Origin of the sequence: Enterococcus sp. DIV2385, assembly GCF_051711925.1 — a bacterium.
Taxonomy (GTDB): domain Bacteria; phylum Bacillota; class Bacilli; order Lactobacillales; family Enterococcaceae; genus Enterococcus; species Enterococcus faecalis.
Window position 1 is genome coordinate 2,501,824 of the sequence record NZ_JBIONV010000001.1, and the last position, 19,871, is coordinate 2,521,694.

A 19,871-nucleotide genomic window follows, 5' to 3' on the forward strand; every position below is an offset into this window, starting at 1 on the left:
AAAACTTAGTAAAATGTCATTTTTTTTGGAGCGATCATATGAAAAATAAATCGATCAATTACGAAGCCGTTTTAGCTCTTGTTGTAAAAATTTTTTTGGGAATGTTCCTGTATTGGATCATGAATGGCTTTCGACATGTGTCTAACTTTTTTCCTTACAATGACGTAGTTACCAAAGTGAATCAGCAGGGATTTTACAAATTTATCTATTTTGTTATGAACTTCACGGAAGGGGAATTTTACGGTGGACTTTTTACAACGCTTTTCTTACTAATCGGCGGTCTGATTGCTTGGCAACTTTATCGGAAAAATTCAAAATGGCAGGGATTTGCAATTGCTGGTGGCTCTGGTGCTTGGCCTTGGGTACTTGCTTCTCAGCTACTTTCCCTCTTTTTAACTATTTATGTTTTTGATTTTACACGCTTTTTTACAAAAGAAGTGTTGTGGTTACCAACATTTATTGTGGTGGTCGGCACGCCGCCAGCTTTAACGCTCGTTTATGGTCCTGGCTGGAAAAAATTAGGAACGATTTCTCTGTTGAGTGCGCTTTTCACCTTTCCGTTTGCCAATTGGCTGAATGCGCAATTGATGCCCCTTTTAAATGTACCTGGGACAGTTTCCAACGTTACCACAATGGCTTTTGTTGGCTGGATTGTTTCAGCCATCTGTCATCAACTTCCTTGGATGGTTCCTTCTGTTGCACCAATCGCTCAGAAGCGGCAAAAACAACCTAAAATTGAAAATACGCAAACCTTTCAATGGTCAATACGACGCACTTTTGCTGACTTCTCCGAAGCTTGGTTTTATGGAAATGAGTTAGTTGGAGGTTTGGTAATTCTAGGCGTTTTAGCAGATTGGTTTGTCAATATTAATCATATTACAAATGGTTCTGGCTTGGTTCCTGACATTTTAATGGGACAAATGATTGCTTCGGCTGTGGGTGTTTTTCTTTATCGAAAACATTTCGCTGAAGAAGGTTGGTATCCAACATTTATGCCACTGGTCAGTATTGTTCCTGGTGTGATTTTAATGATGGGTGGTGGCTTTTGGCTTTCCCTGACCATCGCCGTTTTAGCAGGAATCAGTGCGGCCCCTGTCGGTAGCTATATTGCTAAACGATTACCTCCGTTTGTTCCTGGTGCTGTCGGCTTTGTATCAGGAATGGCTGTTGTAACCATTTTATTGTCAGCCGTTTTGCATACATTTGATATTTTTGTATAGTGAATAAAAAGAAGCGAATGACGATTCGCTTCTTTTTTAATTGACCAATCCCCTTTTTATCCGTATTCTTAAGCAAAAGGAGGTTTTGCCATGTACTCCATGTTAAAACGTGTGATAACGGAAAAAGATTTGCTTCGGCAAATTCGTTTGTTGGAACAGTTGTTAAATGTTCCTCAGCTGACAGCCAAGCGTTTAGCCACGCAAATCCAGACGACAGAGCGAACCGTTTTTTCGGATTTACAGTATATTCGCAGTCAATTACCCGCCGACTGGTCCATTGAAACCGATAGCAGTGGTATTCGGTTACGTAATCAGGGGAATGCGCAAACCAATGAGCTTTGGTCATTATTTTTACCTCAATCCATTAGTATTCAACTATTAAAAGAGCTACTATTTACGAAAGAGTTAGTAACAACTTCTTTTTTGAGCACTAGTGGTGTTTCTTATGAAACTTTGAAGCGACATATCAAAAAAATGAATCAGGCCTTACGTGATTTTCATTTAACGATTCAACTAACAACGACGACCATTCAGCTAATCGGGGCAGAAAGCAATATTCGGATTTTTTATCATCGTTTGTTGGTGCCTTTTACTCATAATAATTATTTTTTTGACGATTATTCTATTCATGAGGAGCATTATTTTCAATTTTTGAAACAAGTTTACAGTAGTGAGTTGACGGTGGAAACGGAAGAAATTTTTGGTGCTTGTTGGTTTTTCATTAACACGATTCGCAACAAAGCCAATTGCCGAGTGAGTCAATTTTCTTTTGACTCAAAAGATGTCTTGTTTCAACTTTATCAACCGTCCTTAGCAAAACTTTATGCTTCTGAAGGCATCTATTTGCAAGGAGAAGAAAGTTTTTTTGCCTTCTTTTGTTTCTTAGAAAGCTGGAATTACGATAATGTCTATGGCGAAACGTTGGCTTCTGCGCTCCACACTCATTACAGTCAGCTGCGAAAGTCGTTACAGCAGTTTGTCACTAATTTGTCCACTGAAGAAGCCCGGCCTGATTTAATCCAAACAAATTTATTGGATAATCTGTTATTGTTATTCATTAAATATACCGAGTCCCCAACACTTTCTGAGCAATTTCAATTGGAATATCAAGAATTAATGACCGAACAAGCCGCAGAGGACCTTGCGTTATCAAAGAGCAACCAAGAACTTTTGGAGATTTTATCTCGCTACACCACGATTGAAGAACCAACTTATTTTCTTAGTTTGGCTTCTTTGTTAGAAAAACAAGCCATTTATTCCATTCAGGCGCAAACGATGACTGCCTATTTCCTCTTTCAAGGGGAACCTGCTTGGAAAGCTTTTTTACAACAAGAATTAGCTGCTTATTTAGGTACTCGTGTGAAATTACAAGCTATTGAATATGTGGAACTAAGCCAGTTGACGTTAAATGAAGCCGACATAATTATTTCCAATTTCCCCTTGGATCATCTTGATCTTCCTGTCTTTTATCTCTCTTTAATTCCAACAAAAAATGAACTCCGCCGACTAGCAGAGCTCACTCTTCATTCTTATTTTTAAAGGAACTAGCGAGGACATTCGCTAGTTTTTTGGCTTTCTTTCGTCATGAATCGTTTGGTTATATATTTTTCCCCTTCAACAAGGAAAAACAGACTCACAACATGGACGAAAATCATTGCTAATTGAAGGCCATTTAAAGAAGTTGTGCCAATTAATTGCTGCGCTACTGGCCAGTAAACTACTAGCGCTTGTAGTAAAAAGAGGATTCCTAATGAAGCAAACAACACTTTATTTTGGAAAAATCCTGTGCTTAACGACGGATCAACCAACTTACGACAGTTGATCATATACGCTGCTTGCGCTAAGACGATACTTTGTAAGAGGAACGTTTGCTGTAAGGCTTGGCCCTCAAATTGTAACGCCATGAGGTAACCTGGTACCATAATGAGTACCGACACATAGATGATTCTAAAAATACTGTACTTTGTTAAAATGCCTTCGTTGACATCTCTTGGTGGTCGTTTCATGGTATCAGCACTCGCTTTTTCAAAACCTAATGCATAAGACAAAGTAATCGTAGTTACCATGTTTACCCATAATATCTGGACAGGTGTCAACGGGAGAGGATGATTCATTAAAAGCGCCCAGACAACAATTAAGCCTTGTGCTAAAGAGGTTGGCAAGAAGAAGGTAATCGTCTTTTTCAAGTTATCAAAAATGCGGCGTCCTTCTTTCACAGCTTTAGCAATCGTATGGAAATTATCATCTGCCAAAACCATATCTGCGGCTTGTTTGGTTACTTCACTTCCTTTAATTCCCATGGCAATTCCGACATCAGCTTTCTTTAGTGCTGGCGCATCGTTCACGCCATCACCGGTCATCCCGACAATTTCACCATTGTTTTGTAACGCCGTGACAATTCGTAATTTATGTTCTGGCGTTGTTCGTGCAAATACATCGACTTTTTGAACGTGCTGGGCTAATTCTTCATCTGACATAGCATCAATTTCTAATCCTTCAAGAACTTTTTTCGTATGCTTTAAACCAACTTGCTCGCCAATGGCTTGCGCTGTATCTTTATGGTCTCCGGTAATCATTTTGACGGAAATACCTGCTTCTTGAGATTCTTTGACGGCTTGAATGGCACTTTCTTTTGGCGGATCGATGATGCCTGCCAGTCCAGCAAACGTCAATCCTGACAATGTTTCATGTGTCAGTTCCTGTTGTGACGTAACTGTCTTATAAGCGAAACCTAATACCCGTTGTCCTTTTTGCGCTAATTGCGCAGCTTGTGCTTGCCAAGCACCTTTTTGATTATCAGATAACATAGAAAGTTGTAACAATACTTCTGGCGCACCTTTGACATAAATAATTGAACCTTCTGCTTGCGGATGGCGAGTGGCCATGTATTTATAACTTGAACTAAACGGAATTTTCTTTTCTACAGGGCGTAAAGACAGTTGATCCTGATCAACATATTGTAGTAAAGCTAACTCGGTAGGATTCCCTTGTAAGTCGGCGATTTTTTGTTGGTCTTGTAATTTCAATTCTTGACAGTTGGCCATAATCTCTTTGACAATGGTCATTTCTTCAGTCACTACATCCATTACCGTCATTTCATTTTTAGTTAGCGTTCCTGTTTTGTCTGAACAGATAACTGTCATTGAACCTAATGTTTCAACGGAAGGCATGCCTTTAATAATCGCATTTTCTCTAGCCATCTCATGAACACCCATCGATAAAATCATCGTTAACACAGCAGGTAAGCCTTCTGGAATCATTGCTACAATTAATGCAATCATCGCAGAAAATAAGAGGCTCCATTCCATGCCATGACGAAAAGTGGTAAAGAAAATCAGAAACACGATCAAGACCATAATCCCTTGGAAAATTTGCTTGTTTAATTGGTGCATTTTCCGCACGAGCGGCGTTGTTTTTTGATCTACTGACTGCAACGCGTGATTAATTTTTCCAACTTCAGTGGAATCTCCTGTTTCTACTACAACGCCTAAGGCTGAGCCCGCTTGGACAAGAGTTCCTGAAAAAGCCAAATTCTTTTGATCGCCTGTTGGCAATTCTTCATTCAAGGAACCGGTAATTTTCTCCACGGCTTCTGATTCGCCTGTCAAAATTGATTCTTCAATCATCAGATTATGAACATCAAATAAGCGCAAATCTGCTGGGACTACATCGCCAGCTTGTAACGTGACTACATCTCCCAGAACCAATGTTTCAGAAGAAACGGTTGTTTTTTGTCCATCAATTAGAACGACTGCCTCTTGGCCCATCATCTGTTTCAGGCCGTCTAATGATTCTTCTGCTTTACGCTCTTGCCAATAACCGACAAAGCCATTGACAAGTACCACTAGAAAAATGATACTTCCTTCGACCACTTCGCCTGTGGCAAATTTTAGAATTGCGGCAGCGAGTAAGACCACCATTAGTAAATCTGTAAAATGTTTGGCTAGCTTTTGCCACGTTTTCAGTTGTTGTTTTTCTTCAATTTTATTTGGACCATTCGTTTGTAAACGTTGCTGACGTTCTTCGCTAGAAAGACCCGTTTGCTTCGTCTTAGTCTGCTCGATTACTTTTGTTGAGGAAAGTTGATACCATTTCATTTCGTGTACCTCCTGTTTACTTGATACCTTTATTATAGAGAGGATTTTCTTCACAAAATGGTCGATAATTTCAGTGGCCCCTGAAAAAAATGGGGCCGAGATTATTAAAGAAAGGAACAACCCGCATTTTAGCGGGTTGTTCCTTTCTTTTAAATATTTTCTTGTTCGACCACCAATTGACTTTTGCCAATTAACGCTTTAACATCAATACTTTCACCATTTTTACGTCGGTCTGCTAACTCAACTGAGGTGGTAAACAACAAGTCACTAGAAGAGTTCAACGCTGTTTCAATGGAATCTTGGACTACGCCGACGATAAAGCCAACGCCGACGACTTGCATGGCAATATCATTGGAAATGCCAAACAAACTACATGCAAGCGGAATTAACAACAAGGAGCCACCAGCAATTCCTGAAGCCCCACAAGCAGAAACAGCGGCGATGATGCTCAACAATAATGCTAAATAGATTGGTACGGACATGCCTAATGTGTGGACTGCCGCCAATGTCATAATAGTAATCGTAATGGCTGCGCCGCCCATATTAATCGTTGCGCCTAGTGGAATAGAGACCGCATAAGATTCTTCATTTAAATCCATTGCTTTCGCCAATTCCATATTAATGGGAATATTGGCCGCAGAACTGCGTGTAAAGAATGCGGGAATCGCACTTTCCTTTAATACAAAAAAGACTAACGGATACGGATTTTGCCGAATATTCCAAAAAACAATCGCTGGATAAACGACTAAAGCAACCACGGCCATCGTACCAATTAACAATAATAGTAACTGACCATACTTGGCTAACCCTACAATGCCTGTTGTTGCCACCGAATGAAACACCAAACCTAGAATTCCAATTGGCGCAATGCCGATAATCATTTGAACGACCGTGGTAATCCCTGTTGAAAGATTGGCAATCACATCCTTGGTAGCGACCGAACTTTGACGTAACCCAATACCGATTAATGAGGACCAAAATAAAACAGATAAATAATTGCCTTCAATCATCGCTTGAATCGGATTTTGGACAACGCTTGTTAACACATTGCTTAAAACATCACTAAGTTGCGTTGGGGCTGCTTGCGCTTCCTGCGCCGCCTCCAAGACAATCTTAACGGGAAACAGATAGCTTGCCGTCACGGCAACAACAGCTGCCAAAAATGTCGCTAACAGATACACAACTAAAATTGATCCAACATATGTTTTCGCCCCAGCCTTTTGTTGGGCTAGCGACGCAATAATTAAGACAAAAACTAAAATCGGCGCAATTGCTTTTAAGGCGCCCACAAACAATTCACCAAGAACGCTGATGAAGGTCCATTCTGGCACCAAGAAACCCAAGGTGGTTCCAATCACAATCCCTATCATGATTTTTTGAATTAACGATAATTTCCGAATCGCTTTGACCATTCACTTCACGCTCCTTTAAAATAAAATACAGTTTGGGACATACTACCATAATTATTAAGATAAAAAAAGAGTGTTTCTCAAAAAACTTTCATTTTTCGAGAAACACTTGGTCAACTCATCAATTTCGTCTATTTTTCTGAAGACTTTTCCGCTGAATGTTCTTTGTTTTTATGGTGATGGTGGTGATGACTTTGTTTAGAATACAAGTAGGATTTTGCTACGACCGAAATAAACATAGCCATAATCCCCAAGCCTACTGTAGCATAAACCATGGTGAAAATTTTTCCCAAGTCAGTAACTGGATGCACATCTCCATAACCAATCGTGGTTAACGTCATGAAACTTAAATATAACGAATCTAATGGCGACAATTTTTCCACTGTTGAATAAAAAATAGTCCCACTCAACAACGTGGTTGCCAGTAAAAAGAACAAGGCACGAGTGTCTTCTTTTTTTAAGATACCTAAAAAAGATGAAAATAATTTTTTGACAGAAATAAGTAAAGATAGCAAAAAAATGACCTCTTTCTATTGTTAATCTCTTCTTAACGTTAGCACTTTTTAGATAAAGTTCAACTTTTTAATTGGTGTGGTTAAAGAAAATTTATTTTTTTGTTATTTATAATACACTTCATCTAAAAACAACCCTTGTGCAGGAGCCGTTTCACCTGCGCCTTCTCGGACTTTTGTTGCGAATAATTCGTCAATTATCGCTAATTCTTTGGTGCCTGCACCAATTTCTAAAAGTGTCCCAACGAGGATGCGGACCATTTTATGCAAGAAACCATTACCCACAAAAGTGAACTGTAACATTTCGCCGTTTCTTTCAATCGTAATCTTTTCAATCGTTCGAGTAGTCGATTTTTTGGTTTTTTTCAATGCTGAAAAACCAATAAAATCATGGGTCCCTATTAATTTTTGGCAAGCTTGTTCCATTTTTTCTTGATCCAACGCTTTGGGAAAGTGAAAACTATGATACCGTTCAAAGGCATTAGGAATTGGGCTATTCCAAACATAGTAGCTGTATTGTTTGCCTGTGGCGTTATAACGTGCATGAAAACGTTCAGGCATTTCTGTAACTTCTTTAACAACAATATCGCCAGGTAAATATCGATTTAAAAAGGATAACATTTCGGTTGTTGTTAGTGAACTAGTCGTTTTAAAATTCGCTACTTGACCACGTGCATGTGTGCCGGCATCCGTTCTGCCTGAGCCAATAATTTCAATCGGTTCACCCGTCATTTGTTTTAAAATACTTTCAATTTTCCCTTGAATCGTTTTCTCTGAATTGCCTAGTCGTTGCCAACCTGAGTATCTTTTACCATCATATTCAATGGTTAATTTTATGTTGCGCATGGGCGAAGCTCCTTCGTATTCTTTTTCTCTCTTATCATAGCAGAAATAAGTGGATTTTTCTTTTTTTCCAAGAGAGCCTGGGACAAAAATCACTTTGGATTTTTGTTCCAGGCTTAAAAATTGATAAACGGCGGGAACAAAAGCAACTCCTTCGGAAATAAGCCGAAATTCTCCAAAAATTAAAGAACAATTTTCGAAAATTCCTTCTTATTTCTCGGAGTTAAACACTTCTGTCCCGACCTCTTAGTTTAATCCTGCAATTTTCAATTCTTCAACATTTGCTGCTTTAGCATTTTCAGTCACTACGGCTTTAAATGTCACTTGGTCGCCCTCTTTTAAGAATAGCGCCAGCGGACTGTTATTAGTCGTTACGCTAAAAATGGTTTTTTCATCTTCTAGTAAAAATGAAACTACCGTTTGCGCTTCCCCAGCTACTACTGAGACACGAGCTACTTTACCTTGCATCGTTTTCAAGTTGGCTTTGTCTGTATTTTCATTGTTACTTCCTTTGGTTACTAACTCAATTCGATAAGCGTCTAGTGCGCCTTGTGCCGTGTCTGCATCAATCACAATATCATTATCTACGGCGTTTATATAGACATATTTTTTGAAAATCCCTTTACTGTCCATTAACGAAACAATCCACGTTGGCACGCCATCAATGTTATAAAGGACTGGCATACTAGCTTTCCATTTCTTTTCTGGATAAATTTTTGAAGCGATAGAAATGGCGCCATCACTATCCATAATGCCGACTTTAGTATCACGATAATACGTAACTTGACCTGTTCGGGCATTGATTAAGGAGTAACCTAAAGCGGAATCTTGGTCTTTTTCACTACTTGTAAAGTCCGTAAAATAAAGCAACTGGTTCCCTTCCTTGTTCATCATCGGCGTAATTTGTCCTGATGCATAAATACCATTTTCAGTTGGAATTTTGACATCTTTTTTGGCACCAAACATTGTCTGGTTCCACCAGCCTTGACTGTAACGACCAAAGAATTCATTTAAGCTATTCGCCGCTGAGCTAGTAATCGGCGCATCAACGAAACTTGGGGCTTTTTGACTGTCATAAACGTTAACTTCTCCTGTTGTAGCATTTAATACTGCTGTTTTAAATTCATTATAGTGCATGCGACCAGAAACCCCATACTCTTTGTAAAGCGTTTGAATATAGTAAGGATTCCCTTGGTCGTCCAGCTCTAAATTGATTGTGCCAGTTGCTGCATAACCTGGATAAGCGGAATAAATTTTTCGTGCGGCATCTTTGCCAAAGTAAGCTGAAGGAGTATAAACAATTGGTTTTTCTACAAATTCTGGCTGTGCGTTGATATCTGTTGCACTAATGATGAAATAGCCAGGTACTTCCCCCAGTTTTAGCCATTTAAAGAAGCCATTAAATTCGACTGTTGCTACATAAACATACTCGCCATTGACGACTTGTGCCGTTATACCATCCAAAGTAAACATATTGGAATTGGGAATGACAGAAAATTTCTGTAACATTTTTCGTTTCGCCGTTTGTGGTGCAATCGCAATGGGTGTTTCTTTCGCCGAAGTTAAAACTTCAGCTTTTTCTTCCGTTTTTAAAGGAATTGTTTGATAAATTTCATCAATGGAAGAAATTCTGGTAATACTACTGACAATGGTCAACAAAATCATTGCCAAAACGGCAACACCCAAAATTTTGCCAGACCAGTCTTTGTTAGCCGTTTTGTTGGTATTCTTGCCTACTTCTTTGCGGCCCTTTTGGATACCAGGAACTTCGACTTTACTAGCTAAGCGTGTACTTAATAACACCCCACTAGCAATCACTGCGCCAATCAAATTAATCCACAACACAGTTGAAAGATTTTTACTTGGCAAAGTCACAAATAAAAAGATACCTAACAAGAGCAGTTCCATCACCATTAATAGAATAGTCCCTTTACTCTTTTTCCCTTTATTCGCTACAATGTTGGCGCCATTCGCAACTAAGATCCCGATACCAAAAAATAACGTTAACCCAATAAAATTAAAAAACATTCACTTGCCCTCCTCATAGATAAGTAAAAAAAGTGCTCCCACGCATTGTAGAAGCACTTCCTGTGATCCATTCTATTATAACGTTTTCTATTTTTACTGACAATATCGTTGAAGCAAAATCAGTCGGAAGGCTTAGAGTTCTGAAGAACATTTATTTCTCTGGCTGAATATAAGGAACGATAGGTGCGGTCACGCCAATTGAAGCACCACGAACAAAAGGTTCATTTTGTAAGGCTTTGAAATTTTTGGTTTGTCCGGTGAGCATGACTCCCCAAATAGGTAATTTTTCGACTTTTTTATTTTTATTTTGTTGGATAAACTTTTGGCCTTCTTGGTTGTCAGCAAACAACGGGGATTTTTCTAAGGTTTCAAAAAAGTGTTGCTTGTTATTTTCAGGATCAAATATTTCGTTGTGATCGTCCATGCTTAATTGAAAACCATAAGGCAGCGTACCAGAAGGACCTTCTGCTTCATTAACCGTTTCGGAGTAAACATAGAGCCAAACTAAGTTGACATTGCTCGGTAACATTTTGCGGACTTCTTCATATGGATAAGGTTTATCAAAAGAAATCGCCACTTCCGCTACTTGGTTTTCCATTTTATCTAATTCACTTAATTCGTTTTTGATACCACCATAGTAATTGGTAATCGCTGGGTTATAAAAAGATGCTACTTTCTGCTTGGTTTGTCGGTTGTATTCATAAAAATTCTTAGAAGAATAATAGCTACCAGGATAGACTTCATTCCAGTCAATCGAATTTCTGAAAAAGCTATATCTGCTACGTAAATTACTCCACTCCACCGTGTAACCATCAATATTTTTTGAACGATTAGTTACAACTTCGCCCCCAAAAGGCGAACTATTAGCAATTACTTGGGAATCTAATTGAGTGTTTGGTGAAGCAATCATTTCTTGATCATTAATTACTTCTAGTAGGGTATGATAGTTTTTCGTCGAAAGTTTATCCATTCCCACAAAAAAACCGACAAACAATACAGCAAAACTAACAACGGTTATGGCACCAATCACGATAAATTGTTTTCTTTTCGCTTTACGAATACTTTTTTTTAAATCCACTTCTATTCCTCCAGTTCTTTTTTTAATTTTTGACGTGTGCGATACAATTTTTTGCGAACATTTTCAACAGATAATTCTAAAATCAACGCAATCTCGGCATACGATAATTGATAATAATATTTCAAAAGTACTAGTTCTTGTTCCTCATCTTTTAAGGAATCGATCAATAATAATAACTCTTGCCCTTCCATTTTTTCTATTGATTGTACAGGATGGCTGTTTGCCACAAAAGTGCGTTCTCGTTTCTTTTTTCGATACATCGTAATGTAGTAATTAAATGTTACTCGGAAAAACCACGGGCGTAGATTTTCTGATGTAATTTCAGGTAATATTGAAAAAATCGTTGTATACGTTTGCGACACTGCATCTTGTGCATCTTCAAGACTTGCTCCTCGGCGAATCAAGACTTGGATGACTTCTTGCCCCAAAGAAAATAGTACTTCGTCAAAATTTGCCTCCTTTTTCATCTGATTTCTCCTTTCACTTATACAACGTTTCAACTAGGGAAAAAGTGGACAGTTCTTCGTTCATTATTTTTATGTATTTTTCTCTCAATAAAAAATGCTCCTGCTTAAGCAGAAGCATTTTTGTTTTTACTTATTTATCATTTTCCAATGACTAATCTTCGTGTATAAACGGCTTGCCCAGAATGCATCACTGCATCATCAATCACTGAAACTAAACGCACTTGTCTAGTCACCGGCGGGGTCCAATTTTTATCAATTACGTCTGACAATTGTTCTTCTTTGATTTGGTCTAAATAGCTTTTGGTAAGTGCCACACTAGCAGCCAAATAGTCACTAAGCAATTGCTTTTCTGCCACCACGACTTTCGCCGCTTCTTCTGGTGTGTGATGCCAGTCTTCTGTCTCATCTGGCAAATCCAAGGCAAATTTTTCTGTCCAGTGTTGGCTAAGCCATAACGGCTCACTATGATTAAGTGCGGAAATTTGTAGGTCTAATTCTCTGGCTGTGTGCCACATCAGCCAAGTAACAGACTTGATTAATGGTGCGGGCATCGTGTTTGCTTCGGCAACGGTCATTTGCGCAAGTGTTTCTTCAAAACGTTCATGTGCTCGGTCAAGGGTTTCACTAGAAAGTTGAGTGACTTTCATAAAAATACCTCCTTTGTGTTGGTGCCTGTTCTTTCGTTTCTATTTTCTATTATACTGCAAAAGAATCCGTTGTAGTTCTTTTTTGGCTGCGGTATCTGCGGAAAGGGTAAAGATCACTTTCTTTCTTCAAAAATAACACCCCCCTAAGTAAAAAAGAATTGACAATTCTCGTAGTTTCCCTTAGTATGTGGAAAAGTACCTTTAAGATAGTCCGAGAGGCTAACAAGGCAAAGTTCTGTAAAATTCTGTATTTTTGTATAGTGAATGATACGAGATGTCTTGCCCTTTTTTTGTGTGCAAGGCTTTTTTTGCGCGGTGCTTAATCAATTTATTTGGGAGGCAACAAAGTGGAAAAGAAAAAACGTGAAGTGAAAGGTATCTCATTTACCAAAAAAATGGTGATTTCATTGGTGGGAGGATTAATCGTTGGGCTCGGCTTTTTATTTTTAAGAGAGCACCTTATTCGCAGCAATCAAGGCGCTGTGTGGCAGACAATCAATCAGATTCTTTTCCAAGATATTTCAGATCCTGAAAAAGGACAATCTGCGATTGGGCTTTTCTATATTATTGGTCAACTATTTATCAACGGCCTACAATTAGTGATTGTGCCGATGGTCTTTACTTCAATTACTTTGGCCATTTGTCATATTACCGATACGCAAAAATTAGGACGAATTTCCTATAAAACGATTTTTGGCTTTTTATCGATGTCACTGATTGCTCTATTAACGGCTGGAATTGTGGGCTATAGCGTATATTTAACTGGCGCTTTTAATGTGTCGTTATCTGAAACGCTAGCTCCTGTCGAAGTAAGTACGAGTGGCAATCCATTAATGGTGATTGTCAATGCTGTCACGAAAAATATCGGTTCTGCATTTAGCGACAATGGTGCGATTTTAGCCGTTGTTGTGTTGGCAGTGATTACTGGTTTATGTATTAATGCATTAGGGGATAAAATTCGTGTTTTCAAAAAATTAATTGAAGAAGTCAATGCGATGGTCACGTTATTTTTAACCTTTGTAATTACTAAATTTGCTCCTATCGCCGTCTTTATGTTGTTAGTTCGGACGTTTGCTTCCTACGGGATTGATTATTTAAAACCAGCGTTAGTCTACGTCGTAACAACGACAGCGACGCTCTTAGCCTTTTTGATGATCGGTTACCCATTATTTATCTTATTTGCGACAAAATTAAATCCTGTTCCTTTTATTAAAAAGATTATGAAAGTTGTGGTCTTTGGATTTTCTACTTCTTCTTCGGCAGCCACTTTACCGTTAAATACAAAAACAACGGTTGAAGAGTTAGGTGTCGACAGCGATGTTGCCGCCTTTGTCTTGCCGTTAGGAATGACTATTAATATGAACGGCACAGCGATTATGCAAGTAATTGCGGCTATTTTTGTGGCGGGCGTAGCTGGTTATGAAGTGACACCAGCTAATATTGCCTTGATTGCCATTTTAGCTTTAATGTCATCCATTGGTACACCGGCGGCACCTGGCGCTGGCGGGATTATCCTTTTCACTATTTTAACTGGTTTAAACTATAACAATGAGATTGCGATTGCGACGTATTCATTGATTTTAGCCATTAATCGTCCAATCGAAATGCTCGTTACTAGCCTAAACGTGGTTGGTGATAGCGCCACTGCGATTTATGTCGCACATTCGGAAGATTTGTTGGATGAAGCCACTTATCTGACTGATGTCGCTGACTTGCAAAATGCGGAAGCGGAGTAATTAATGAAAAAGCAGACTTCTTGTATGGAAGTCTGCTTTTTTGTCGAACGCTTTGCTTTATTTATGATACGGTTCCCCTTTCATAATCCGAAAACCACGATAAATTTGTTCCACTAATACCAAACGCATTAACTGATGTGGATAAGTCAAGCGGCCAAAAGAAATTGGTTGGTTACTTCGCTGAAGGACTGAATCACTGAGACCTAAGGAGCCACCAATGACAAACGTTAGGTTACTTTTGCCACTAATCCCTAATTGTTCAATTTCTTTTGAAAATTCTTCACTAGATAATTGTTTGCCATTAATGGCTAAAACAAAGACGTATTCGTTGTCATTAATTTTCCCCAAAATACGTTGGCCTTCTTTTTCTTTGACCTGAAGCATTTCAGCGTCACTGAGTTTTTCTGGGGCTTTTTCATCTGGTACTTCAATGATTTCCATCTTGGCATAGCTATTTAAACGTTTCAGATATTCATTAATGCCTTGAATCAGGTATTTTTCTTTCAGTTTTCCGACTGTTATTAGTTTAATTTTCACCTATTCCACTACTTTCTCGTTTTCTCTTCGTTCTTATTTTAGCACGAAGTTTGGCTACTTTCCACAACGTTTCCACATACTTATACACATATACACAGAGTTATCCACAGAACAAACTAAGAAATTACTTTATTTAACAGCTTTTTCAATACAAACACATATTCGCCACTGATTTGTCCACATTATCCACATTCTGTGGATAAATTTTCTAAAAACTGTACACAGAGTTATTCCCGATTTGTTCACATTTTTCTGTGTATAACTTTTTCATTCGTATTTTTTCTGTAATTTTTCCCTAAGTTGTTCATAAAAAATTCAAAGCTATTCGATAGACTAAAGGAGTAGGAAACAGATATACTTAATATAGAAAATTCAGATGCACTTATTGGGAGGTTATTTTATGCAACGAAAAGATGTTACACCTAATTCAGATAAAAAAAGTTTATTGCAAAAATTTGGGATTGGTTTAGCTGGCGGCTTACTTGGTGGCGCCCTTATTCTAGGAGGCGCTTATTCTGGGATTATTCCCACACCCAACGGCGGAAATAATGTGGCGACGACGACGTCCACTAATCACGGCGACACAAAAGTCAGCAATGTGAGTTACAATGTGTCTAGCGATGTCACAAAAGCCGTGAAAAAAGTTCAAAATTCTGTGGTTTCTGTCATTAATATGCAAAGTGCTAGCAACAATTCTTCGGCAGATGATCCTTTTGGGGGATTGTTCGGTGGGAATGAAGGTACTCAAGACTCTTCCGGCAACAATGGTAACGATTTAGAAGCAGCCAGTGAAGGTAGTGGGGTTATTTATAAGAAAGATGGTAAAACGGCTTATGTCGTGACAAATAACCACGTCGTGGATAAAGCACAAGGATTGGAAGTTGTTTTATCTGATGGTACCAAAGTGAAAGGCGAATTAGTCGGAACCGATGCTTATACGGATTTAGCCGTGATTAAAATTTCTTCCGACAAAGTTGATCAAGTCGCTGAGTTTGGGAATTCTAGTAAAATCACAGTCGGTGAGCCTGCTATTGCAATTGGTTCCCCTCTAGGTTCTGATTATGCTAACTCTGTCACACAAGGAATCATCTCTTCTGTGAATAGAAATATTACCAATAAAAACGAATCCGGTGAAACCATCAATATTAATGCCATTCAAACCGATGCTGCCATCAATCCAGGAAACTCCGGTGGTCCACTAATCAATATTGAAGGGCAAGTCATTGGCATTAACTCAGTAAAAATTGTGCAATCAACTAGTCAAGTGAGCGTTGAAGGGATGGGCTTTGCCATTCCAAGTAATGACGTAGTCAACATTATCAACCAATTAGAAAAAGATGGTAAAGTGACACGGCCAGCTCTTGGGATTACGATGTCTGATTTAACAGGTATCTCTTCACAACAACAAGAACAAATTTTAAAAATTCCAGCTTCTGTAAAAACTGGCGTAGTGGTTCGTGGCGTTGAAGCAGCGACCCCTGCTGAAAAGGCTGGATTGGAAAAATACGATGTTATCACGAAAGTTGACGGCCAAGACGTAAGCTCTACTACAGATTTACAAAGCGCGCTTTACAAGAAAAAAGTTGGCGACAAAATGGAAGTGACTTATTATCGTGGTTCTAAAGAAATGAAAGCAACCATCGATTTAACCATTGATAAATCAGCTTTAACACAACAAAATAATCGCAGCAATCAATAAAAGAAAGAAACGACCTGTTGTCTGAACAACAGGTCGTTTCTTTCTTTTATTCTCCTACCGCAAATGCAGAACCAACTTCTGCATCAAAAGGCAATTCTAAGATTCCTTTTTTAGCAGGTGCATTTGGTAAACGTAATTCTTTTGCTGAACAAATCATTCCAAAACTTTCTTCACCACGTAAAACCCCTGGCCAAATCATTAAACCATCAGGCATCATTGCGCCTGGTTTGGCCACAACTACTTTTTGTCCTGCTTTGATGTTCGGTGCGCCACAAACAATTTGTAAGATTTCGCCGTTGTCTACTTCTGTTTGTGTGATAGATAAATGATCTGAATCTGGGTGTTTTTTACATGATTTGACAAAGCCGACCACAATTTTAGGGGTGTCGTCTTTTTCAAGGGTTTCTGAAAATCCCGCATCTTTAATCGCTGTATTGACTTTTTCAATTTGTTCGTCTGTTAAAGTCACTTGGCCGGTGCCATTAATGTCACCTAGAAGCGCTGAAGCATTGAAAATATTCCAAGCTACCACTGTTTCTGGCGCCTCAACTAAACTTACACGTGCCACATCGCCGACACGTTTTACTTGGTTTTCCGCACCTTGATCGTCCGCAACGATGACAAGTAAGACATCGCCAACGTATTCTTTGTTATATGCAAAAATCATTTCTGTTCCTCCTCTGTCGTTTTCCTGTCTTATCTTATCAAAAATTGACCCCTTGTGCATACTTTTTTGTCGAAAAACTAAAAGACTTGGAAAATATGTCGCTACGACTTATTCTCCAAGTCCTCAATTTTGAGTGACAAGCCGCTGATCCTTTGAAAAAACAAAAGAAACGTTAGGTCAACTCTCTATTCAATCAATAACTTTTTTTGCTTATTTTTCTTCAGAGTGAACAATTAAGACATCGCAAGGGGCTTGACGAATAATGTAGCTACTGACGCTTCCCATGACTACACGTTCGACTGCGTTTAATCCTGATTGTCCCACCATAATTAAATCAACATTGTATTTTTCAGGTAATTCATGACTCATGACTTCTTTGGGTGAACCAAACATGGTAACTGTTTCAACATTATGAAAATCAACGCTTTCAGCATACTTTTTACAATCGGCCATTAATTCTTCCGCAGCGGCTGTTTCTTGATCAATTAATTGATCATTTAACGTCGAATACCCCATCATTGTATACACTTGATTTTCTAAAATATTTGCAACAATGACTCGGCTTCCGTTTCGACGAGCAACCTCAATTGCACGTTCATAAGCTAAATTGGCTTGATCACTACCGTCTACGCCGACAAGAATATTTTTATACATTTGTTCTTCCATTTTCGTCACCTTCCCGATGGAGGCTGATCTAAAAGGCTTCTTTGACTAAGAAACTAGAGTCAAAAATGAATTTAGGACCCTTACGCAGAACGCCCTTTGTCCAGCTGATTCTCTCTTAATTTAATGGTTCCTCTGGTTCATGAAAATTAGCCTAAGCTAGTTAAAAATGCACTGATTTTTTCTTTTGTTTTTCGGTCTTTATTTACTAAGCGTCCTAACTCTTGACCGTTTTCAATTACGACAAAACTCGGAATACCAAAAATATTCCACTCGGCAGCCACGTCAATAAACCGATCACGGTCGACTTCGATAAATTGAAACGCTGGAAATGCTTCTTCAATTTCAGGCATGACTGGTTTAATGAAACGACAGTCTCCGCACCAATCAGCAGTAAAGAAGAAAACATTTTTACCTTTTTCAACATAAGTTGCTAGTTCTTCTAATGAATTGGGATAAATCATTTAAACATCCTCTACTTTCCGTAAACAATTGTATTAACTGTTGATTTATCCAAGCCACGTAATGCTTGTAACAACATTTCCCGCGCTGCTTCATAATCCGCAATACTAAACATTGTTTGATGCGTATGGATGTAACGACCACAAACGCCGATGACTGTACTTGGTACACCGTTATTAGTTGTGTGCGCTGCCCCAGCATCCGTTCCGCCTTTAGAAACAAAATATTGATACGGAATATTGTGTGTCGCTGCTGTATCCAATAAATATTCACGTAAGCGAGGCAATGTGATCAAACCTGGGTCGAAAATCCGTAATAACGTTCCTTCACCTAAATGACCATATGTCCCTTTTTTCGTGTGAATATCATCTGCCGCTGAACAATCCACCGCAAAGAAGATATCTGGATTAAATTTATGAACAGATGGTTTAGAACCACGTAAACCAACTTCTTCTTGTACGTTTGCTCCAGCAATTAATGTGTGGCCTAATTCTTCATTTTGTAACGTTTCCAATGCATCTAATACCAACGTACAACCATAGCGGTTATCCCATGATTTACTGATAATATTTTTGCCATTGGCTGTTTTAATCGTTTCTGTTTGTGGAACAATGGAATCCCCTGGACGAACACCAAAGCTTTCAGCTTCTTCTTTTGAAGAGAAGCCTGCATCAAATAACACATCAGAGACTTCTAATTGTTTTTGACCACTCGTACCACGCAACAAGTGTGGCGGAATAGATGAAGAAATACATGGATAGTTCCCTTTACTTGTTTTTAACGTAAAACGTTGTGCTGAAACAACATAGGGATTCCAGCCACCTAAAGGAACTACTTGGAATAAACCATTATCGTTAATTTGAGTTAACATGAAGCCAACTTCGTCCATGTGGGCTGCTACCATTACGCGTGGCGCTGCTTCCACTTTTGAACGTTTAATCCCAAAAATACCACCTAAACCATCATATTGAACATCGTCCACTAACGGGGTGATATGTTCTTTCATGTACGCGCGAATGTCGTCTTCAAATCCGCTGGTTCCTTGTAATTCAGTTAATTCCTTGATTCGTTGAAATGTTTTTTCTTCCATAGATGTATGTCCTATTGCTTTTGATTTGTTGGAAATTACGCCAACCAAGCGTCACTTTTTCTCTAAAAAGTCACTTTATCCTGTCGATAAAAATAGGTACTCCTTTCATATGATTTCACTCTTATTATAACGCAAATACTAGAAAATGCACATCGCTTTCTCTTTTTAAACGTGACAATGAGAATGCTCTAAAAGAATGATTGAAAAACTTTTTTTATTTCTCAGCGGCCCCTTCTCTATGGTAAAATAAGAGTGATACTGACAAAAGTAATAGTAAGCAGAAACCGACCAAGGGAGGTCATACAAATGAACGAAGAAAATGAGTTGACATACTTTAAAGGCGGCTTAGCGCTAGGCGTTGGTCTTGGTTTAGTAGGCGGCATTGCCTCAACCTTGTTCTACCATAAGAAAAAAACAATCTCCGCTGATCTCGTCTTAGAAAATGTAAAAGCTGCTTTTTTAAAAGAAGGACCGATTGAAGGTTCGTGGATTGAGTTTGAGAAAAAGCCCTTGCGGAAATTCGCCATCCACTCCAAAACGTATACTGGAGGAATTTGCCGCATTGAAGACGACGGCATTGTTCAATACGAATTCACTGCAGATGCCTACACAGGAACTATCATTGACATTCAACGATTAAAAGATTAAAAAGATTGTTACAAAAGCACTTATTTGCTTTTGTAACAATCTTTTTTTCTTCTCATTTGTTTTTTGTA

At 38.7% G+C, this 19,871-nt stretch carries 18 protein-coding genes; 5 read left to right on the forward strand and 13 right to left on the reverse strand.

Annotated elements, in window-relative coordinates; genetic code table 11:
- Window positions 1-38 precede the first annotated feature (38 nt).
- Window positions 39-1,220, forward strand: a complete 1,182-nt coding sequence (locus IGM04_RS12100) for a hypothetical protein (protein WP_002381125.1) — start codon at window positions 39-41, stop codon at window positions 1,218-1,220.
- A gap of 99 nt (window positions 1,221-1,319) precedes the next feature.
- Window positions 1,320-2,759 (forward strand): helix-turn-helix domain-containing protein, encoded by a 1,440-nt coding sequence (locus IGM04_RS12105; RefSeq protein ID WP_002419572.1) that lies wholly within the window; start codon window positions 1,320-1,322, stop codon window positions 2,757-2,759.
- 5 nt (window positions 2,760-2,764) lie between these two features.
- On the opposite strand, the gene IGM04_RS12110 is transcribed toward IGM04_RS12105, so the two are convergent.
- The 8 genes from IGM04_RS12110 to gst all read right to left on the reverse strand — a co-directional run bounded on the left by IGM04_RS12110 (window position 2,765) and on the right by gst (window position 12,301).
- The gene (locus tag IGM04_RS12110; protein ID WP_086318166.1) at window positions 2,765-5,317 is read right to left on the reverse strand and encodes a cation-transporting P-type ATPase; all 2,553 of its coding nucleotides are present in this window, start codon (window positions 5,315-5,317) and stop codon (window positions 2,765-2,767) included.
- 149 nt (window positions 5,318-5,466) lie between these two features.
- Entirely contained in the window at window positions 5,467-6,729 is a 1,263-nt protein-coding gene (gene sstT / locus IGM04_RS12115; RefSeq protein WP_033596909.1) for a serine/threonine transporter SstT, read from the reverse strand.
- Window positions 6,730-6,857: 128 nt separating this feature from the next.
- The gene (locus IGM04_RS12120) at window positions 6,858-7,241 is read right to left on the reverse strand and encodes a potassium channel family protein (RefSeq protein ID WP_002355036.1); all 384 of its coding nucleotides are present in this window, start codon (window positions 7,239-7,241) and stop codon (window positions 6,858-6,860) included.
- 102 nt (window positions 7,242-7,343) lie between these two features.
- Window positions 7,344-8,084, reverse strand: coding sequence for a tRNA pseudouridine(38-40) synthase TruA (gene truA / locus IGM04_RS12125; protein ID WP_002365313.1), 741 nt, complete (start codon window positions 8,082-8,084; stop codon window positions 7,344-7,346).
- 243 nt (window positions 8,085-8,327) lie between these two features.
- Entirely contained in the window at window positions 8,328-10,109 is a 1,782-nt protein-coding gene (locus tag IGM04_RS12130) for a DNA-binding protein (protein ID WP_085444178.1), read from the reverse strand.
- A 151-nt stretch (window positions 10,110-10,260) separates the two neighbouring features.
- Window positions 10,261-11,187, reverse strand: coding sequence for an anti-sigma factor (locus IGM04_RS12135; RefSeq protein WP_002406041.1), 927 nt, complete (start codon window positions 11,185-11,187; stop codon window positions 10,261-10,263).
- A gap of 2 nt (window positions 11,188-11,189) precedes the next feature.
- Window positions 11,190-11,654: an RNA polymerase sigma factor gene (locus tag IGM04_RS12140; RefSeq protein ID WP_002355030.1), complete on the reverse strand. Its 465-nt coding sequence runs from the start codon at window positions 11,652-11,654 to the stop codon at window positions 11,190-11,192.
- Window positions 11,655-11,791: 137 nt separating this feature from the next.
- Window positions 11,792-12,301 carry a DinB family glutathione transferase gene (gene gst / locus IGM04_RS12145; RefSeq protein WP_002370068.1) on the reverse strand — a complete coding sequence of 170 codons (510 nt, stop codon included), beginning with the start codon at window positions 12,299-12,301 and terminating at the stop codon, window positions 11,792-11,794.
- A gap of 332 nt (window positions 12,302-12,633) precedes the next feature.
- Here gst and IGM04_RS12150 point away from each other — a divergent pair, with 332 nt between their 5' ends.
- Window positions 12,634-14,037 (forward strand): dicarboxylate/amino acid:cation symporter, encoded by a 1,404-nt coding sequence (locus IGM04_RS12150; RefSeq protein WP_002387350.1) that lies wholly within the window; start codon window positions 12,634-12,636, stop codon window positions 14,035-14,037.
- Between the two features lie 57 nt (window positions 14,038-14,094).
- Here IGM04_RS12150 and rlmH read toward each other — a convergent pair whose 3' ends face one another.
- Window positions 14,095-14,574: a 23S rRNA (pseudouridine(1915)-N(3))-methyltransferase RlmH gene (rlmH, locus tag IGM04_RS12155; protein WP_086318164.1), complete on the reverse strand. Its 480-nt coding sequence runs from the start codon at window positions 14,572-14,574 to the stop codon at window positions 14,095-14,097.
- A gap of 400 nt (window positions 14,575-14,974) precedes the next feature.
- On the opposite strand from rlmH, the gene IGM04_RS12160 reads away from it, so the two are divergent.
- Entirely contained in the window at window positions 14,975-16,273 is a 1,299-nt protein-coding gene (locus tag IGM04_RS12160) for a S1C family serine protease (RefSeq protein WP_010823254.1), read from the forward strand.
- 46 nt (window positions 16,274-16,319) lie between these two features.
- Here the strand turns inward: IGM04_RS12160 and ytpR are convergent, their stop codons facing one another.
- The 4 genes from ytpR to pepA form a co-directional block, all read right to left on the reverse strand.
- The gene (ytpR, locus tag IGM04_RS12165) at window positions 16,320-16,940 is read right to left on the reverse strand and encodes a YtpR family tRNA-binding protein (protein WP_010821140.1); all 621 of its coding nucleotides are present in this window, start codon (window positions 16,938-16,940) and stop codon (window positions 16,320-16,322) included.
- Window positions 16,941-17,150: 210 nt separating this feature from the next.
- Window positions 17,151-17,606, reverse strand: a complete 456-nt coding sequence (locus IGM04_RS12170) for a universal stress protein (RefSeq protein ID WP_002385249.1) — start codon at window positions 17,604-17,606, stop codon at window positions 17,151-17,153.
- A 146-nt stretch (window positions 17,607-17,752) separates the two neighbouring features.
- Window positions 17,753-18,067: a thioredoxin family protein gene (locus tag IGM04_RS12175; protein WP_086318163.1), complete on the reverse strand. Its 315-nt coding sequence runs from the start codon at window positions 18,065-18,067 to the stop codon at window positions 17,753-17,755.
- A gap of 11 nt (window positions 18,068-18,078) precedes the next feature.
- The gene (pepA, locus tag IGM04_RS12180) at window positions 18,079-19,155 is read right to left on the reverse strand and encodes a glutamyl aminopeptidase (RefSeq protein WP_002355013.1); all 1,077 of its coding nucleotides are present in this window, start codon (window positions 19,153-19,155) and stop codon (window positions 18,079-18,081) included.
- A gap of 306 nt (window positions 19,156-19,461) precedes the next feature.
- Between pepA and IGM04_RS12185 the strand changes: the two genes are divergently transcribed.
- The gene (locus IGM04_RS12185; protein WP_002399791.1) at window positions 19,462-19,803 is read left to right on the forward strand and encodes a PepSY domain-containing protein; all 342 of its coding nucleotides are present in this window, start codon (window positions 19,462-19,464) and stop codon (window positions 19,801-19,803) included.
- Window positions 19,804-19,871: the final 68 nt, after the last annotated feature.

What these genes read in the sequence shown, in the direction of transcription:
- IGM04_RS12100 (WP_002381125.1), top strand. Translation starts at nt 39, where the DNA reads ATGAAAAATAAATCGATCAATTACGAAGCCGTTTTAGCTCTTGTTGTA.
- IGM04_RS12105 (WP_002419572.1), top strand. Translation starts at nt 1,320, where the DNA reads ATGTTAAAACGTGTGATAACGGAAAAAGATTTGCTTCGGCAAATTCGT.
- IGM04_RS12110 (WP_086318166.1), bottom strand. Translation starts at nt 5,317, where the DNA reads ATGAAATGGTATCAACTTTCCTCAACAAAAGTAATCGAGCAGACTAAG.
- sstT (WP_033596909.1), bottom strand. Translation starts at nt 6,729, where the DNA reads ATGGTCAAAGCGATTCGGAAATTATCGTTAATTCAAAAAATCATGATA.
- truA (WP_002365313.1), bottom strand. Translation starts at nt 8,084, where the DNA reads ATGCGCAACATAAAATTAACCATTGAATATGATGGTAAAAGATACTCA.
- IGM04_RS12130 (WP_085444178.1), bottom strand. Translation starts at nt 10,109, where the DNA reads ATGTTTTTTAATTTTATTGGGTTAACGTTATTTTTTGGTATCGGGATC.
- IGM04_RS12140 (WP_002355030.1), bottom strand. Translation starts at nt 11,654, where the DNA reads ATGAAAAAGGAGGCAAATTTTGACGAAGTACTATTTTCTTTGGGGCAA.
- gst (WP_002370068.1), bottom strand. Translation starts at nt 12,301, where the DNA reads ATGAAAGTCACTCAACTTTCTAGTGAAACCCTTGACCGAGCACATGAA.
- IGM04_RS12160 (WP_010823254.1), top strand. Translation starts at nt 14,975, where the DNA reads ATGCAACGAAAAGATGTTACACCTAATTCAGATAAAAAAAGTTTATTG.
- ytpR (WP_010821140.1), bottom strand. Translation starts at nt 16,940, where the DNA reads ATGATTTTTGCATATAACAAAGAATACGTTGGCGATGTCTTACTTGTC.
- IGM04_RS12170 (WP_002385249.1), bottom strand. Translation starts at nt 17,606, where the DNA reads ATGGAAGAACAAATGTATAAAAATATTCTTGTCGGCGTAGACGGTAGT.
- IGM04_RS12175 (WP_086318163.1), bottom strand. Translation starts at nt 18,067, where the DNA reads ATGATTTATCCCAATTCATTAGAAGAACTAGCAACTTATGTTGAAAAA.
- pepA (WP_002355013.1), bottom strand. Translation starts at nt 19,155, where the DNA reads ATGGAAGAAAAAACATTTCAACGAATCAAGGAATTAACTGAATTACAA.
- IGM04_RS12185 (WP_002399791.1), top strand. Translation starts at nt 19,462, where the DNA reads ATGAACGAAGAAAATGAGTTGACATACTTTAAAGGCGGCTTAGCGCTA.